Source organism: Streptomyces sp. B8-7 (genome assembly GCF_058833805.1).
Genome location: NZ_JBYRRL010000002.1, coordinates 869,263 through 885,036, shown reverse-complemented (window position 1 = coordinate 885,036; position 15,774 = coordinate 869,263). Strand labels below are relative to the sequence as shown.

The 15,774-nt window shown below is 68.8% G+C and carries 16 protein-coding genes and 2 pseudogenes; 8 read left to right on the top strand and 10 right to left on the bottom strand.

Features of this window, described 5'->3' with window-relative positions:
* Positions 1–4: 4 nt before the first annotated feature.
* A pseudogene (locus AC5K6T_RS12480) lies at positions 5–217 on the bottom strand (IS1634 family transposase N-terminal domain-related protein); the annotation flags it as partial.
* A 156-nt stretch (positions 218–373) separates the two neighbouring features.
* Here AC5K6T_RS12480 and AC5K6T_RS12475 point away from each other — a divergent pair.
* Positions 374–499, top strand: a pseudogene (locus AC5K6T_RS12475) (IS481 family transposase); the annotation flags it as partial.
* 20 nt (positions 500–519) lie between these two features.
* Here AC5K6T_RS12475 and AC5K6T_RS12470 read toward each other — a convergent pair.
* Together AC5K6T_RS12470 and AC5K6T_RS12465 are read right to left on the bottom strand one after the other, a co-directional pair.
* A complete protein-coding gene (locus AC5K6T_RS12470) occupies positions 520–1,347 on the bottom strand; it encodes a hypothetical protein (RefSeq protein ID WP_493208454.1) in 828 nt (275 codons plus the stop codon).
* Positions 1,348–1,542: 195 nt separating this feature from the next.
* Positions 1,543–2,820: an IS701 family transposase gene (locus AC5K6T_RS12465; RefSeq protein WP_493208452.1), complete on the bottom strand. Its 1,278-nt coding sequence runs from the start codon at positions 2,818–2,820 to the stop codon at positions 1,543–1,545.
* A 567-nt stretch (positions 2,821–3,387) separates the two neighbouring features.
* Between AC5K6T_RS12465 and AC5K6T_RS12460 the strand changes: the two genes are divergently transcribed.
* The 5 genes from AC5K6T_RS12460 to AC5K6T_RS12440 are packed head-to-tail and all read left to right on the top strand — an operon-like array spanning position 3,388 to position 8,087.
* Positions 3,388–5,781: a glycoside hydrolase domain-containing protein gene (locus tag AC5K6T_RS12460; protein WP_493208450.1), complete on the top strand. Its 2,394-nt coding sequence runs from the start codon at positions 3,388–3,390 to the stop codon at positions 5,779–5,781.
* On the top strand, positions 5,781–6,173 hold the full coding sequence (locus AC5K6T_RS12455; protein WP_493208448.1) for a hypothetical protein: 393 nt from the start codon (positions 5,781–5,783) through the stop codon (positions 6,171–6,173). Before AC5K6T_RS12460 ends, AC5K6T_RS12455 begins: the two co-directional genes overlap by 1 nt.
* A complete protein-coding gene (locus AC5K6T_RS12450) occupies positions 6,170–6,835 on the top strand; it encodes a M15 family metallopeptidase domain-containing protein (protein ID WP_493208446.1) in 666 nt (221 codons plus the stop codon). The genes AC5K6T_RS12455 and AC5K6T_RS12450 overlap by 4 nt, the downstream gene beginning before the upstream one ends.
* Positions 6,836–6,888: 53 nt before the next feature.
* Positions 6,889–7,452 carry a hypothetical protein gene (locus AC5K6T_RS12445; protein WP_493208444.1) on the top strand — a complete coding sequence of 188 codons (564 nt, stop codon included), beginning with the start codon at positions 6,889–6,891 and terminating at the stop codon, positions 7,450–7,452.
* 2 nt (positions 7,453–7,454) lie between these two features.
* The gene (locus AC5K6T_RS12440) at positions 7,455–8,087 is read left to right on the top strand and encodes a hypothetical protein (RefSeq protein ID WP_493208442.1); all 633 of its coding nucleotides are present in this window, start codon (positions 7,455–7,457) and stop codon (positions 8,085–8,087) included.
* A gap of 41 nt (positions 8,088–8,128) precedes the next feature.
* Here the strand turns inward: AC5K6T_RS12440 and AC5K6T_RS12435 are convergent, their stop codons facing one another.
* Positions 8,129–8,455 (bottom strand): hypothetical protein, encoded by a 327-nt coding sequence (locus AC5K6T_RS12435; protein ID WP_493208440.1) that lies wholly within the window; start codon positions 8,453–8,455, stop codon positions 8,129–8,131.
* Positions 8,456–8,565: 110 nt separating this feature from the next.
* Here AC5K6T_RS12435 and AC5K6T_RS12430 point away from each other — a divergent pair, with 110 nt between their 5' ends.
* Positions 8,566–9,708: an IS630 family transposase gene (locus AC5K6T_RS12430; protein WP_493208438.1), complete on the top strand. Its 1,143-nt coding sequence runs from the start codon at positions 8,566–8,568 to the stop codon at positions 9,706–9,708.
* A gap of 31 nt (positions 9,709–9,739) precedes the next feature.
* On the opposite strand, the gene AC5K6T_RS12425 is transcribed toward AC5K6T_RS12430, so the two are convergent.
* The 4 genes from AC5K6T_RS12425 to AC5K6T_RS12410 form a co-directional block, all read right to left on the bottom strand.
* A complete protein-coding gene (locus AC5K6T_RS12425; RefSeq protein ID WP_493209324.1) occupies positions 9,740–11,002 on the bottom strand; it encodes an RHS repeat-associated core domain-containing protein in 1,263 nt (420 codons plus the stop codon).
* A gap of 198 nt (positions 11,003–11,200) precedes the next feature.
* A complete protein-coding gene (locus AC5K6T_RS12420; protein WP_493208436.1) occupies positions 11,201–11,584 on the bottom strand; it encodes a hypothetical protein in 384 nt (127 codons plus the stop codon).
* A gap of 701 nt (positions 11,585–12,285) precedes the next feature.
* Positions 12,286–12,591 carry a hypothetical protein gene (locus tag AC5K6T_RS12415; RefSeq protein ID WP_493208435.1) on the bottom strand — a complete coding sequence of 102 codons (306 nt, stop codon included), beginning with the start codon at positions 12,589–12,591 and terminating at the stop codon, positions 12,286–12,288.
* A gap of 57 nt (positions 12,592–12,648) precedes the next feature.
* Positions 12,649–13,362: a sugar phosphate nucleotidyltransferase gene (locus AC5K6T_RS12410; RefSeq protein WP_493208433.1), complete on the bottom strand. Its 714-nt coding sequence runs from the start codon at positions 13,360–13,362 to the stop codon at positions 12,649–12,651.
* Between the two features lie 112 nt (positions 13,363–13,474).
* Here AC5K6T_RS12410 and AC5K6T_RS12405 point away from each other — a divergent pair, with 112 nt between their 5' ends.
* A complete protein-coding gene (locus AC5K6T_RS12405) occupies positions 13,475–14,455 on the top strand; it encodes a YobF C-terminal domain-containing protein (protein ID WP_493208431.1) in 981 nt (326 codons plus the stop codon).
* 34 nt (positions 14,456–14,489) lie between these two features.
* Here AC5K6T_RS12405 and AC5K6T_RS12400 read toward each other — a convergent pair whose 3' ends face one another.
* Together AC5K6T_RS12400 and AC5K6T_RS12395 are read right to left on the bottom strand one after the other, a co-directional pair.
* On the bottom strand, positions 14,490–14,897 hold the full coding sequence (locus AC5K6T_RS12400) for a Rieske (2Fe-2S) protein (protein ID WP_493208429.1): 408 nt from the start codon (positions 14,895–14,897) through the stop codon (positions 14,490–14,492).
* Positions 14,894–15,754 (bottom strand): iron-containing redox enzyme family protein, encoded by an 861-nt coding sequence (locus AC5K6T_RS12395; RefSeq protein WP_493208427.1) that lies wholly within the window; start codon positions 15,752–15,754, stop codon positions 14,894–14,896. The genes AC5K6T_RS12400 and AC5K6T_RS12395 overlap by 4 nt, the downstream gene beginning before the upstream one ends.
* Positions 15,755–15,774: the final 20 nt, after the last annotated feature.

Genomic DNA, 15,774 nt, shown 5'->3' with positions numbered 1-15,774 from the left:
CCGCCGCGGTCAGGGCGGCGTCGGGGTCCAGGAGCCGCGTCACCGAAGCCACCAGCCGCTGCAGCGCTTCCTGGTTGGAGGCGTCCTCCCGGCCGAAGTTGTAGATGACCTGCACCTTGGACCGCTTCGCCGCCGGGTCCCACACGTTGTGCGCCAACTGCAGATAGCGCACCACCGTGCCGTCCTTGTTCCGCCGAGGAGTCGAACGCAGATACATGGACTAGAACCTAGCGCCCCACTCCCAGGCAGATCAGGGAAATCACCTACAAGCGTGTATCTAGGTCGAACCTCGATTCTCACCAGCCACCACACCGCTGACCAGCAGGTTCGACCTCATCCGCGGCCCAGAGGCCCGATTAACTGCGGAACCCGGGACAACGGCAAGCAGTTCACCGGTCGGCACACGCGCCCCCAGGCGGTGGAGGTGCTGTTCGAGCGCATCTGCCGGGAGAACGGCATCACCCGGCGACTGACCAGGCCGCGCTCGTCCACCACCACGAACATTCCCGCACCGGCCCGTCACCCGCCGAAGCGGGACGCGTCCGCGGGGAAGTAGCGCAGCTCCGGGTGGGCCGGGTCGAACTGCGGGACACCGGGCGGCAGGACGGGGTGCAGGGCCTCGAAGACACCGCGCACGGCCTCGTCGGTGTACGCCGCCGCGGTCTCGGTCGCCTGGAGGACCACACCACCCGCCGAGAGCGGGACAATCCGATGGAACGCCCCGGTCGCGGCCAGCGCCCGGGGGCCGCCCAGCCGCACGGACAACTCCTCGGGGCACACCGTGGTCCAGGAGTAGCCCCGGAGGAATTTCCTGACCTCCCGCACCGAGTCCCGCACCCGGCGGTTGAGCACCCAGTCGAGGTTGGTCTCCTCCGAGGCGGGCGCGTCGGCGCCCAACCAGGCGAAGGCGGGGTTCACGGCGTCCAGCGCGGCGACAAGGAACTCCACCGCGTCGGCGCAGAACCCGGCGTCGTCGAGGCCGCCGCAGTCCGCGCCGAACAGCAGCTGCGCCTCGGCGTTCGGGCGGCGGACCCTGATGGTCGAGCTACGTACATGGACCAGCGGCTTCCCCAGATGCTCACGCATATAAAGCACATGCGCGGTCTCCGGTTCGTGCAGCAGCTCCTGGCGCATGGCTTCCCAGCCCGTGGCCAGGGGCTGGTACTCCTGGCGCGGCGACCGTTCGGTGGCCCGTGTGCTCGCCGAGAAGAACGCGGTGCCCTGCTGTTCCTGCTCCAGCCGGCCGCGCAGGGGCCCGGCAAGGGCCGCGCCGAACCAGGTGGCGAGCCCGTGGCCGACTCCGCCGCCGGTGCTGACATCGAACGTTGCAATGGCCCGCAGGCTCACGCCGCGCACTCCCTTCCTGGACGGGCTTCCGCACAGCCTAACTGGTCCGCGTCGTAAGTCCTTCGGGGGTTGACTTCGGAGGAACCAGACCACTAGCAGGGCTCCGTTAGGTTGCTCTGGCTCTTGGGTTCTGGCTGGTGGTGGATGTTCTGGGCAGCGGGCGGTGGCAGGTGGTGCAGGTGCCGGTCCAGCAGTTCAGCAGGTCCTGGATGGCGTCGAGGATCTGGTAGAGGGTGAGTCCGCTGTATCGGCTTTTGGGGACAGGCGCTGTTCGGTGAGGAAGGCGTGGGCGGCGGTGACCAGGGTGACGTGGTGGTGCCAGCCGTTCCAGGAGCGGCCCTCGAAGTGGTCCAGGCCGAGGCCGTGCTTGGGTTCCCGGTAATCGTGCTCGATGCGCCAGCGGATCTTGGCCAGGCGGACCAGTTCGGTGATCGGTGTGTCGGCGGGCAGGTTGGACAGCCAGTAGTCGGTGGGTGCTTCGGCGTCCTGGGGCCATTCGACCAGCAGCGTCACCTCGGGCAGGACACCGTCCCAGTGGCCGTGCTCGGCAGTGGCGGCGGCTTGGGCCAGACGGCGGGCCCTCACCCCTGCCGGCCGCACCCGCAGCGCCAGAAAGCGTGAGTGCATCGGCCCGCGGGAGCCTTCACGCCAGGTCACCTCGGTGAACGCCTGCCGTCCGTGCTCCTGAGCCAGCGCTGCCACCGAGGACGGCTTGTCCCGGTAGCGGGGCTGCGGCCTGCGGCCGTTCCCGGACCAGGCCGGGGCGGTGGGCCGCACGTCGTGCGGGTGGACCGTCACGTCCGAACGGACCGCCACGACATAGCCGATGCCCCGCTCGCTCAGACCGTCGCGGAAGTCGGCGTTCTGCCCGTAGCCGGCGTCGGCGACCAGCACCGGCGGAACCAGCCCCCACCCGGCCAGCTCGTCGAGGATGTCCAGGGCCAGACGCCACTTCTCCCGGTGCCCGACCTCCGGCGGTATCCCGGTCTTCTGCCGCCGCACCGCATCGTCCGCCCACTCCTCGGGCACGAACATCCGCCACTGCAGCGGACAGGACGCCGTGTCGGAGACCGCGTGCACACTCACCGCGGCCTGGCAGTTGGCCCGCTTGCCCAGCGCCCCGCAGTACTGGCGCGCGACCGCCACCGACATCTTCCCGTCCTTGGGGAACGACACGTCATCGACCGCCCACGCCTCCGGGCCGATTCTCGGCACCATCCGCTGGGCGATCCGCCGCCGCACCGGCACCGGATCCCACGTCGACTGGTTCACGAACTGCTGCAGGTTCTGCTCGTTGCCGTCCGGCAGCCGTTCCGCCATCGGCTGGATCGACTTCCGCCGTCCGTCCAGCATCAATCCCCGCAGGTAGCAGTCGCCCTTCGCCCGCTGATCCTTACGCGGCACCGACGCGAACACGTCAGCCACGAATAACGCCAACGTCGCCCGAGCCCGGTTCACTTCATGTGCGTCCACACCTTCAGCGTTCCCCCAAACAGGACCGACAGACAGACGTAACGGAGCCCTACTAGGTGCCGGTCGGCCGTGAACCTCAACGGACCGAGTTGGCTTCGGGGTGAGAATCAGCCATCGCCAGTCGCATGCACAGCGGAACCTCACGCGTGTTTCAAACAGTCACACAGTCAATTGTCAGGCCGATGGGAGGACATGCTCACTCCCGACCCGTCGTCCACTGTCATGGCATGTTCAAGCCATTCCTTCCGTTGGTCCACCTGTGTCTCTTGACCCTCGGCTTTGGCCTGTGCCTATGGTGACCTCCGCCAGACAGCAGCCTGACCAGCTGCCGGACAACGCGTCATACAGCGACTGGGGCGCCGTCGCCATGGGGGATACATCGCCATGCCTCACTGCCGGGCCGTTCGCGCACGCCGATCTAGCCTTGCGTGTCTGCCAGCCTTCATGGGACTCCCCTGACGCCCGGCACGCAACGGGCTTCCCGAGCTGATGTGCGTGGGTCGCTTCCCATTTATCACATGTGTGCACGTTTTGAAGAGCTCCGACCGCTGGAGGAGAGGCCGCCATATGGCCGATGAGAAGGTTCTTGCTGCCCAGAAATGGGTCAACGCCACCTATAGCAACGTGTCGGGATACGTGAAGTGCCCTGAGGACGGAAAGACCGGCTGGGCCACCATGTACTCCCTCATCATGGGATTGCAGCACGAGCTCGGTATCAGCCCCGTCGTGGCGAACTTCGGGGACGGCACCCTCGCCAAGGTCACCGCGCTCGGCACCATCGGTATCGGGTGGAGGAAGAACACCAACATCGTCAAACTCATCCGCCACGCCCTGTTCTGCAAGGGCTACTGGGGCGGCGACACGGCGGTGGCCGAGTTCGACACGGTTGCCGCGGCGTCGGTCGACAAGGTGAAGGAGAACATGGGCCTGCCCCAAGACGGCGGGGTGGTCCAGGCGAAGGTGCTCAAAGCCCTCCTGAACATGGATGCTTACATCACCGTCGCCGGTGGCACGGACAAGATCCGGTCCATCCAGCAGTGGCTGAACAAGAACTACTGGACGAAGAAGACCTTCTCCATCGGCCCCACTGACGGGATCTACTCGCGGGACGTGCAGCAGTCGCTGATGAAGGCGATTCAGCTCGCGGTCGGCATCGCGGAGGCGGACGCGAACGGCAACTTCGGCCCCGGCACGCAGGCCGGTATCAAAGCGCACCCCGTCGGCCCCGGGTCGTCCGGCCTCTTCGTCCAACTGTTCTCCGCGGCCTGTGTGTTCAACGAGCCCGTTCCCGGATACGGCGAGCCCGATGCCGCCACCCACTTCACCGACTCCTGGGACGGCGATGTTGAAGGCTGGGTGAGGGCGTTCCAGACGTTCTCCCAGCTCCCCGTCACGGGAAAGGGCGACTACACCACATGGGCGCAGCTCCTGGTGTCCATGGGAGATCCGGACCGGCCGGTCAACGCTTCCGACACCGCCTACACGATCACCCCGTCCCGCGGCGCCAGGATGTACGCCGACGGCTACCGGTACGTCGGCCGGTACCTCAACGAGGCCTCGGCGGGCGGCGGTTCGAAGATGCTGGAGCCGGGTGAACTCGACAACATCTTCAAGGCCGGGCTGCGCGTCTTCCCGATCTTCCAGGACAACGGCAGGAGCCTGGCGGAATACTACTGGGGCAACGGGTACAAGCACGGCCAACTTGCCCATGACCAAGCCGTCCACTTCGGCTTCAACCGCGGCACCGTGATCTATTTCGCAGTCGACTACGACGCCACCCAGGAGGACATGTCGAAGATCCTGGAGTACTTCCGCGGGGTCAGCTCCGGCCTCGCGTCGAGGGGCAAGCGGTACATCCACGGCGTGTACGGTTCCCGGAACGTGTGCACGCAGGTGACGAAGGAGACCTACGCCGCGTACTCGTTCGTCTCCGGCATGTCCTGGGGATTCTCCGGCAACCTCGGCTTCCCCCTGCCGGCGAACTGGTCGTTCAACCAGATCAAGGAGTACAAGGTCACCAACGGCAGTGACACGTTCTGGCTGGACCGGGACGCACACCGGGCCGGCTCCGACAACGGCCAGAAGGACGTCAACCGTGCCGTCTCACCCGCCGCTGGCTTCCTCGCGAACATCGACCAGCTGTACAACCTCGCCAAGAGCTACGGAAAGGGCGATCCGAACCGGTTGGTCACGGACTACTACCGGCAGGAGCGCTATGCGGGGCGCGAGTGGAAGAACCTGATCGGCGATGTCGACCGGGAGTTCATCGCCTACGCCGACAGCCGGGGTGCCGAGCTGCTGTCCGACTTCACCGACCCCTTCACGGGGCAGACTCTGGGCCCACAGCACCTGCTGGCCACCGCGGCCGGACACATGCTCAAGCCGCCTCTGGCCGACAAGAGCAAGGCCAACCGGGGTGACGTGGCCGGGTGGGCCGGAGACCTCATGACGTTCTACGGGGAGTGGCGCCGGGACAGCGACTCCTACGCCAACGGCTACACCTACTGCACCGAACGCCTCGGCAAGATCGGCGTGGTCTCTTCGTTCGGCTTCAACGACCTCGTCGAGGACGCCGACGGATTCCTCCTGGCCGAGAAGATGCGGGCCGGCACCCCCATCACCACCGCGATGCGCGAGCACTACGAGAAGACCGGCGGGGTGACGCGGTTCAGGGACTACCTCGCCAAGCGGTTCGGCACATCGCAGACCACCGCGAGGGACGCGGCGTTCTACATCCTCACGTCGATCGACGACCCGCTCATCAATGTCGGACGTATCTTCCTCGAACAGCAGACGGGAGGAGTCGCCATGATCCTCTCCCACCTGCTTCCGGAGGACCGGCTGAGGAATTACTGCCTCGGCTTCGCGGACGCGCTGATCGATCGAGCCGGGCTGGAGGCCCGCAGCCAGGCGAAGATGAAGTCCAACCACGCCAGGCTGTTCGCGGACGGTCCAGCCTGATGGGTTCCTGGCTCCTGGCTGTCTTCTTCGTCGGCTTCGGCCTGGCCTTCGTACGCGTCCAGAAGGGCCGACGGCTCCTCAGCCTGATCAAGGCATCCACCGCCACCGGAACCCTGTGCTACCTGCTCGGCTGGTCTCAGGTCCACTTCGCCTTCCCGTCGCAGGCGTGTCCCGACTTCTTCGACCGGCGTCCCATCGTTCGCTTCGACCGCTACGAGGACGGCACTTTTCCGCTGCACGCCACCTGCCACTGGGACAACGGTGAGCGGAAGGAACTCGTGAGCGTCTGGGTCAATCCACTCTTCTTCACCTGTCTGGCCGTGCTGACCGGCTGCCTGGTGACGTTGGCGGTCCTTGCCTACCGCCGCTACCGGAAAGGACATACGCGTTGAGCGACACCGCTCACATACTCACCCGCCGTCAGACGCTCGGCCTGGCTGCGGGCGTCACCGCGGGAGCCCTCCTCGCGACTGCTCCCACCGCTGCTGCAGCCGTGCCCGATCCGGGCGTGTGGCGTGACCGACGGTCGCAGAACGGCTGGCCCGTCATCGACGGCGACCGCATCGGGCTCTTCCGCGTCGAAGGCACCGACGTCGACGTGCCGCTACTGAAGGGCGACGTGGCCACGGTGCTGCTCCATGTGGCTCGCCGTTTCGCGTACGAGATCGACATGCTCCGCTCCGACGACGTGCAGGGCCACACGGACCGCGGCCCTGTCCGAGCCGGCTTCGAGTCGAACCACCTGTCCGGTACGGCGATCGCGATCCGCCCGCTCTTCTACCCGCTGGGAGCGCAGCGGGGCACCGGCCTGTCCGATCTGGAGAGGGTCGTCGTCGCGGACATCCTCGCCGACTGCCAGGGTGTCATCGGCTGGGGTGGACACGTGAAGCCGGTCAAGGAGTCCCACTTCCAGATCGACGTCCACCCCGGTGATCCCAGACTCGCCCGCCTTGCGAGCCGCATTCGTGGCGAGGACACCGGCCCCGGATCCGGCGCCGGATCCATCGACCCGTTCCTCCCGAACCGCCGCAGAAAGGCTGCGGCCTACCTCTGAACCAGTCGGGTGCTCTCAAACAGCCCGATCGAAGAAGGGAACATCGCAGTCCCATGCGCACACTGATAGGCACCGTTGTCCCGGCCGCTGCTGTCGTCTCCGGCCTCTTAACCGCTCCCCAGGCCCTGGCGGCCGAGGACCGCGCTTCCACGGGCGCCACCAGCGTCGTGGCCGGCACCAGCGTCGAGTTCTCCGAAGCCGCCGCACGCAGCCCGCAGACCCGCGCCATCGCAGCCGAGGATCCGGCAGCGGTCCGGGCCACCGCCACGCTGTGCGGGAGCGGCTACCAGCTGGAATACGCGGAACGCCTTCCGGACGCACGGCGATTCGGGACGCTGTTCACCTACACCAAGTACGCGTCCGGCAAGTACGGGGCGTGCGCAGTCTTCGACAACAACCTCGGCACCGCGAAGAAGATGAAGCTCAAGCTGTGCCCGAACAAGTCCGGCGTGACGTGCAAGGTGGATGAAGGCACCTTCTCGCAGTACGCGGGACCAGTGAAGTACGAAGCCACCGGCAGCGGCTCCTGGGTGGACTGCTCCGCAGTGACGGCCATCATGTGGTCGAACGGTGTCCCGATCATCGACCGAGTCACCACCGTCGCGGCGTGTGATTGATCATGCCCAGAACTCTGCGTACCAGCGCGCCCCTCGCCGTAGCTGCCACCCTGTCGAGCGCTCTTGTCCTGGTGGGGTGCGGATCCGATCACACCGGCGCTCAGCACAGCAGCGCCGACCGGGGAGAGGTTCGATCCATCAGGGACGGCAGCCCGGTCAGCCCGTCTCCGAAACCATCCGTTTCTCCTTCCTCATCCGGAATCCCGGAAGAGAAGAAGACGGAGTCAGCCGCGGACAAGGCCGAGCAACAGCGAAGGGAAGCAGCACCGCCTGGCGAGGCCATCATCCCTTCGCCCCTCACGGGAATCGCAGAAGGTGACGAGGACTTCGGAAATCCCGTAGCGGGGAAAAACGATCTGACGGTGTATACCCCGACGGTCAACGGCGACGTGCTGACCATACCTGTCAAGGTCACTAACAGTGGCAGGAAGCGCGCCTACTACAGCTTCACCATCCGCGTCACCGGCCCCGACGGATTCGACGCGACAGCAGGCGCGTCGATGGACGTCGTCGGCCTGTACCCGGGCACCTCATGGCCGACGGAACTGACAGTGAGGGACACCGGCCACACGCCGCCCGAGCATCCACACATCACGGTCGAGAGCCTCGAGCGGACAGAACACGGCCGCTCCTGAGCCCTGTTCTCGGCCCGAGCTGGTTGTTGGCGTGTTCGCTGTCAGGTGCCGAGGCCGGTGAGGTGAAGATGGCAGGCGGTGTCGAGGGCGTTCTCGGGGCTGCCGCTGCCACTGCTCGTGGGCAGGAGGGCGTCCTGGTAGCGGTCGCTGGCCGGGTCGTGCAGGGCGAAGCCCCAACGGCTGGCGGTGCCCTGGTAGCGCAGGCGCATCAGCTTGACGCTCTGGCCGTCGGCCAGTTCGCCGTCCACGTAGGCGTACTGGCCCCGGTGGCGTACGCGCAGGCCGGCCAGCTGCGGCCAGGCGGCCTTGGCCCGCATGTTCAGGTACAGCTCGAGCTGGAGCCGGGAACGTTCCGAGGGCGTTGGCACAGCGGACATCCTGCCGGAGGGCCGGCGATCGGGGGGCGGCAGGATACGGCCTGTCATGATCCACTTCTCGTGATCGGCTTGCCCGCCTGCCTGTTGCCCCTGCCCGTCTCGTGGCCCTGACCGCCTCCGAGCGCAAGCGGCTCAAGACGATGGCCTACGGCCACAAGACCGAGCACCGGCTCCGTCAGCGTGCCCAGGTCGTCCTGCATGCGGCCCGGGGCCGACCCAACGCCCGCATCGCCCGCGAGATGGGGCTGCACCTGGACACCGTCCGCACCTGGCGCGGCCGGTTTGCCGAGCACCGGCTGCCCGCCCTGTCCGACCGCAAGCGCTCCGGGCGTCCCGCCTCCTTCACACCGCTGCAGACCGCCCAGGTCAAGGCCCTGGCCTGCCAACTGCCTGCCGAGAGCGGCACACCGCTCTCGCGCTGGTCGGCCCCGGAGCTGGCCCGCGAGGTCGTCGCCCGCGCCATCGCCGGCGCGATCTCCGCCTCCACCGTGCGGCGCTGGCTCAGGCAGGACGCACTCAAGCCCTGGCAGTACCAGTCCTGGATCTTCATCACCGACCCGGCCTTCCGGGCCAGGGCCGAGCGCGTGCTCGACCTCTATGCCCGCATCTGGAACGGCGCAGCGCTCAGCGCGGACGAGTACGTGATCAGCGCGGATGAGAAGACCTCGATCCAGGCCCGCTGCCGCTGCCACCCCACCCTGGCCCCCGGGCAGGCCAGGGCTATGCGGGTGAACCACACCTACGGCCGCGGCGGCGCCCTGGCCTACCTGGCCGCCTACGACGTCCACCGCGCGAAGACCTTCGGCCGCTGCGAGCCGAAAACCGGCATCGCCCCGTTCATGGCCCTGGTCGACCAGGTCATGACCCAAGAGCCCTACGCCAGCGCGAAACGCGTGTTCTGGGTCGTGGACAACGGCTCCTCCCACCGCGGCAAGAAGGCCGCCGACCGGCTGAGAGCCGCCTACCCGAACGCGATCCTCGTCCACACCCCGGTCCACGCCTCCTGGTTAAACCAGGTGGAGATCTACTTCTCCGTCGTGCAGCGCAAGGTCGTGACACCCAACGACTTCACCGACCTCAACGAGGTCGCGGACCGGCTCCGAGCCTTCGAAGACCGCTACAACGCCACGGCACAGCCGTTCCAGTGGAAGTTCACCACCGCCGACCTGGACGATCTGCTGGCCAGGCTCGACCGGCACACCGCCGATCACCCAGAAGAATCCTCCGCCGCTCCGGCAACATGATCAACCCCCGAAGGACTTACGACGCAGACCACTAACCACCGGCCGGGTCGTCCCGGCCGGTGGCGAGCATGCCTATGCCGCGAGCTCGTAGAGCACCGTGCCGCCGACGGTCACCGTGGTGCCCACGGCAACCCCGCCGCCACCACTCGGCGCCGCGAACAGGAGGAGCGGAGAGCCGACGGCGACCACCGCCCTGCCCCACTCCGAGCTCCACCAGGGCTGGCCGGGCTCGGGGGGGGTTCGCCATGCCGGTGGCCGACGGCTTGGGCTCGGCCCCCGACTTCGCCGACGGGCGTGAGACCGTCGAGGAAGTCGGGCTGGGGCCGGGTCCCGGCGAGGGCGACGGCGTTCTCTTGCGCTTGGGATCGACTCCGTAGTAGCGCATGCCTTCGTAGTCGCCGTCCTTGTCGCTCCACACGGTGCCCGTGCGGTCCTTGCCGAAGGCGAACTTCGCCGTGGCGAGTGCGGGTCCTCTGGCGACTCTGCGCGTGTCGCCCTTCGAGCCCAGGTGGTCCTCCAGCTTGTCGACGTAACGCGTGAGCTGGTCGGGGCCGTCCTCGAAGGCGTACGTGTGCTTCTTCGCCGCCGCCTGGTCGCCCGGCTTCGGCTTCTTGGAGGCCGTGGGCTTCACTTCCCAGATGTACACGGTGCCATTGGACCAGAAGATGACGTCGGCCCTGCCGTCGGCCCCGGATCCGTCGGCCTTGGCGCCGGGGATCTCGTTGGCCGCGTGGCCGCCGCGCCCGACGTCGACGGTGACGAACCCTTCGACCTCGTACTTCTTCGCCCACGACGCGGCGGCGAAGCCGGTGGCACAGACGGCGGCGTCGTGGGCGGTGTTCTGCCGGGACAGGCAGTTGCCGAGATTGGTCTGTCCGCCGTTGCGTTGAACGACGGGCGTGCCGCCACCACCGCTCTGGTCGGTGCCGGTGTCACCGCTAGCGCCGGTGTCACCGCCGCCGCCACCGCCGCCGCCCGAGCCTTGGTTGCCCAGCCATGAGCAGTAGCAGAAGAGCAGTCCGGTGGGGTCGCTCTTGCTGACGGGGCTGCCGTTGCTGTAGGCGTATCCGTTCATCTGCAGCGGATCGGCCAGGTCGGTGACCGGGTCGGCGGACAGGAAGCGGCCGGCGTTCTGGTCGTACTCGCGCGCTCCGATGTGGGTCAGTCCGGTCGCCGAGTCGTCGATACCGACGCCGAGGTAGCCCCGCTTGTTGGGCCAGCTCGCCGGCCTCGGGCCGCGGGACTCGCCGTACGGCTTGAACTCGCGCCGGGTGACCGGCTGGGTGCCGGACAGTTCGACCGATGTGCCGGCCGTGCCGAGGTGGTCCGCGATCAGAACGTGGAGCTTGTGGCCGGTGGTGGCGCCGTTGGTCGCGGTCCGGACGACGGTCGGCGCTCCGGGATGCGCGTAGGACCGGGAGGCACGCGTGATCTTTCCGGTGGCATCGGTGGTCAGTTCGGTCTCGCCGAGGTGGAGGGTCGCCCCCGACGGTCAGTGTTCCAGCAGCCGGTTGCCCGACGCGTCGTAGATGTACGACGTCTTGTTTCCGTCGTCGGTCAAAGACTCCAGTTTGTTGTCGGGCGACCACTTCAGTGACTGGGTGGTCGCCGGCAGGTCGCGGACCTCGGTGTTTCCGGTGGCGTCATAGCTGTAGGAACTGCCCTGGCCGGAGGGCGCGGACCCGATCCAGGACAGGGTGTGGGGCTGGGTGGTGACGGTCTGGGCCGGTGTGGCGCCCGTGACTGTCTTTCCGTAGCTGTAGACGAAGCCGAGGTCCTTCGTCGCGTCGGCCGTGTTGTGTTCCGTCATCGTGGCGCGGTTGCCAAGCCAGTCGAAGGTGAACGACTGGTGGTAGGCGGTGGCGCCGGTCGACACCGTGGCGGCGTCGGGCGCGGCGGCGGTCAGCGAGGCCGCGAGCGCCCCGTCGGGCGTGTCGGCGTCGGACGCCGCGTCGGGGGCGTCGGCGACCGGGCCGGAGGAGGAGGCGGCGTCGGTGCGTAGAGTCGGCAGGTGGGTCGGCAGACATCAGGGAGCCGTGACCTTGGGGCTGGCATTCGGTTGTTCCTTCGTCACCTCTGGCTGGGGTGCCTCAGCCTGTGCGGTGGCTGCAGGGGCCATCACTGGAGCCATCTCATACCGCTACTCCACGCATCGGAAGAAGCGTCACATCGGCGGATACTGGGCTGCCACGTGGCGTGGCGGCTGGGAAGGGGCCAAGGGCTACGTGGCAGGCAGAGGCCGACCTTATTCGGTCCGCTGGAGAGGCTATGGCCGGGTCGGCCGCGTATACAGGAAGCACGGCTGGCGCCAGGGGTACCGAATCTATGGCCGACGGTGTATTCGGCGGCCAGTTGGTCGGCCGGCTCGGGGCCTGCCTCCGTACCGGCTCCCGGCGCCGACGCCCCGCGGCGGTCAGCCCGCCCCCGTCGCCGTATCTCACACACCACGGGACACAGCCACCGCTCCGTGCCCATCAGGAACGCCACCAAGATTCACCCTGACGGGCCGAAGTCAGCACAGCCGCGCCGAGAGGCCGGGCTCCGGGGGAGAGCACGGCCTCTCGGATGGTGAGGCGCCTACCGGGAGGTACGCGTGATCTCGTCAGGCAGTCGCCCCTGCCGCTCCCCTTCCTGGAGGGTCGCCGATGCCACGATCAGGAAGGCACGGCGGAGCCTCGGGTCCGGGTCGGGGCGTTCCACATTCCCGACGCTCTTGTCGAGGAGCATGTCGCCGAGGGGTGTTCCCTCCGGCGTGCAGGGGCGGGCGACCGATCCCTCCGGGTCGATCAGGATGCTCCCGGTGACGTCTTCCGCCGTTCCCCAGGCGTAGACGGAACCCGCTTCGGGGGAGAGGGTCTTCCTGCACCTCAGCGATGCTGTCACGGGGATGTCCACCGATGCGCTCGCGCCAGGGGTTCGACCACCTGAGTCCCGGCGCCCTCAGCCGCGGCCGAGCAGCAGGTCGCGGTGGGTGACGAACTCCGTGTTCGCCCGGTCGTAGTCCTCGGGACGGCCGATGTCCATCCAGTAGCCGTCGAACTCGTACGTCGCCGGGGGCGTGCCCTGCTTCAGCAGGTCCAGGACCAGTTCGTCGAAGCCCAGCGGCAGGCCCGGGTGGTAGCCCTCCAGGGTCGTGCGGCTCAGCCCGTACACGCCCATCGACACCTGGTAGGCCAGGCTCGGCTTCTCCCGGAACCCGGTGACGTGGCCGTCGTCGGTGGAGAGCACGCCGAAGTCGATGGTCACCTGCCGGTCGTGGGTGGCGATGGTCAGCGGGGCCCCCGCGGTGCGGTGCCGCTCCAGCACCGCGGCGTAGTCCAGCGAGGTGAGGATGTCCCCGTTCATCACGAGGAAGTGCTCCGGCAGCCGGTCGCGCATCACGACCAGCGGGCCGAGGGTGCCGAGCGGGCTGTCCTCCACCGCGTACTCGACCTCCAGGCCCCACTGGCTGCCGTCGCCGACATAGGCGCGGATGATGTGGCCGAGGTGGCCGATCGCGAGGGTGACCCGGGTGAAACCGGCCGCGGACAGCTGGCGCATCACGATCTCCAGGATCGCGTGCTGGTCGCCGATGGGGACCAGGGGCTTGGGCAGCGCGGTGGTGTAGGGCCGCAGCCGGATGCCCTTGCCACCGGCCATGATGAAAGCGTGCATGATCAAGTCCCTTCTGCGGAGGTGGTGCGCTGTGAGCCGGGTGGTGGGGGCCAGGCGCGGGTGCCTAAGGTGAGCGGGATCGTGCTGTCAAGTTCCGAGTGATGAGGTTGTGTTGTTCCCCTACATCGGCTCCGGCCCGTACTGCTTCTCCAACTCGCTCGCCATGGCGCTGGGGCCGGCTTCGCCCGGCACGCCGGTGCTGGAGGTGCTGACCGGGTCACCGTTCGGCTTCCAGCTGATCGACGGGACGCTGCCGTTCTTCGACCCCTTCGGCTGGGACCCGGAGAACGGGCTGGAGTCGGCGCTCGGGCTGCTCGGATGGGAGTGCCTGCGCACCGACGGTGGGAGCCTGGAGGAGGCCGGGGAGCGGCTGCGCCGGGCGGTGGAGCGGGGCCCGGTGCTGGCGGGGCCGCTGGAGATGGGCCTGCTGCTCCAGCAGCCCGGCTCCGGTACGGCCGTCGGTGCCGACCACTACGTCCTGGTGGTGGCCGTCGAGAAGGACACCGTGGTCTTCCACGACCCGCACGGTCACCCGTGGGCGACACTGCCGGTGCCGGCCTTCCTCGCCGCCTGGCAGGCCGAGCAGATCGACTACACGGAGCGGCCCTTCGTGATGCGGACCGGCTTCACCCGCAGCCGCAAGACCGCTCCGGCCGAGGCCGTACGGGCCTCGCTGCCGCGGGCCGCGGAGCTGCTGCGGGCCCACGAGACCGGCTCCGGGTCCGACCTGCCGCCCGGCTCGCTCGGCGGCGCCGCGGGCCTGGAACGGCTCGCGGAGCAGGTGGCGGACGGGCTGGACCCGGACATCCGGCAGATGATGGAGAGGTTCTCCCTCCGGGCCGGTGCCCGGCGCACCTCGGACGCGGCCGACTGCCTGGCGGGCATCGGCTTCACCGGCTCGGCCGCCGTGCTGACCCGCCAGGCACGGATCCTGGGCGGCCTGCAGTATCCGCTGGTCACCCTGGACGACGCGGCGGTGGTGGCCGGTCTGCGCGAGCTCGCACCGGCCTACGAGGAGCTCCGGGCGGTCCTGCTCGCCGAACTCGCCGGCCAGGACGGCGCCGAGGCTCCCGTGGCCGCGACCGCGGGCTGACCCGCGCCGCCCGTCCGCCGGTGCGGGGCCGGGGTCAGTCCGCCGCATCGAGTCTCCCCTCCAGACGGCGCAGTTCGTCCTCCGGCGGTACGGGCGCCCCGGCCGGCAGCTCCGCGACGATCCGCAGCGCCTCGCAGGCCGGTCCGGCGACGCGGCGGCCGCCGCTGTCGAGGTCGAAGGCGGAGTGGTGCAGCGGGCAGCGGAGCAGCATCCGCTCGGCGTCCAGGTGGCCGTAGCGCATCCGGCCCCTGCGGTGCGGGCAGGCGGCGTCGGTGAGCAGCCGCCGGCCGCCCGCCTCGATCAGGATCAGCCGCTCGCTGACCTGCCGGACCCGGGGGTCCTGCGGGGCCGGCCCGCCGTCCGGCTGCCCGGCGCCCTGCGGGCGGGAGGCGGTCCGCCGGGCGCCGTCGTCCTGCACGCCCCCGGAAGCGGTGGTGGTCATGCCCGGCCCGCCTCCCGGGCCAGGGAGATCGCCGTCTCCGTGGCGTCGTGCACGATCGCGCTGGTCAGCTCGACCCCGGCCCACACCTTGGCCAGGTCCAGCCCGCGAGCCGCCTGGGTCTCCCGGATCGCCACCCGCATCTGCTTGCTGTGGAAGGTGTCGATGTACAGGTGCTCGGTGTAGTACCGGCCCGCCTTCAGGCCGAGCCGCCGGGCGGCCTGGGCGAAGCTGCGGAACCCGTAGAGCACGCTGGCCTCGAAGTACGCGTAGCCGCCGAGGAAGTACTCCGGGGAGGGCGCGCGTGAGGCCAGCCAGTGGAACATGTTGACGTAGGCGTGGCTCTGCGGGCTGGACCCGGCGCGGTACGCCTCGACCTCGGTCGGCATGTCCAGCTCGCGCAGCAGCTCGCGGTACAGCTCCGAGTGCGCCTGGTCCTCGTTGCCGCAGCCCAGTTCGTCCACCATCACACGGAAGACGGCCATCCCGGCCTTGTAGGGCAGCCGCGGGACCACGGGCAGCAGGTTGAGCGACTCGGTGAGCCCGTCGAGGGCGAACTCGCCCACGACGACGCGGAACTGGTCGAGGGTCGCCTCCTCGGCGAGGAACCGGTGGCTGTCGGAGGCCACCGCGCCCTCCCGGGCGAGGAAGCCGGACAGCTCGCGCAACAGCTCGGTGTGCGAGCCGAACTGCGGGGCGCTGCGCCGGTGGCCCTCGGCGATGGCGTCGATCCAGCGCTCCTCCATCCCGAGCATCTCCTCGTACCCGGCGGCCGTGGGCACGCTGGTGTAGAGGTCGTACAGCCGCTTCTGGTCGATCGCGGTGCAGGGTGTCCAGTGGTCGGTCGGTGCCGTGGTCATGCGGTGCTCCAGTGCGGCTC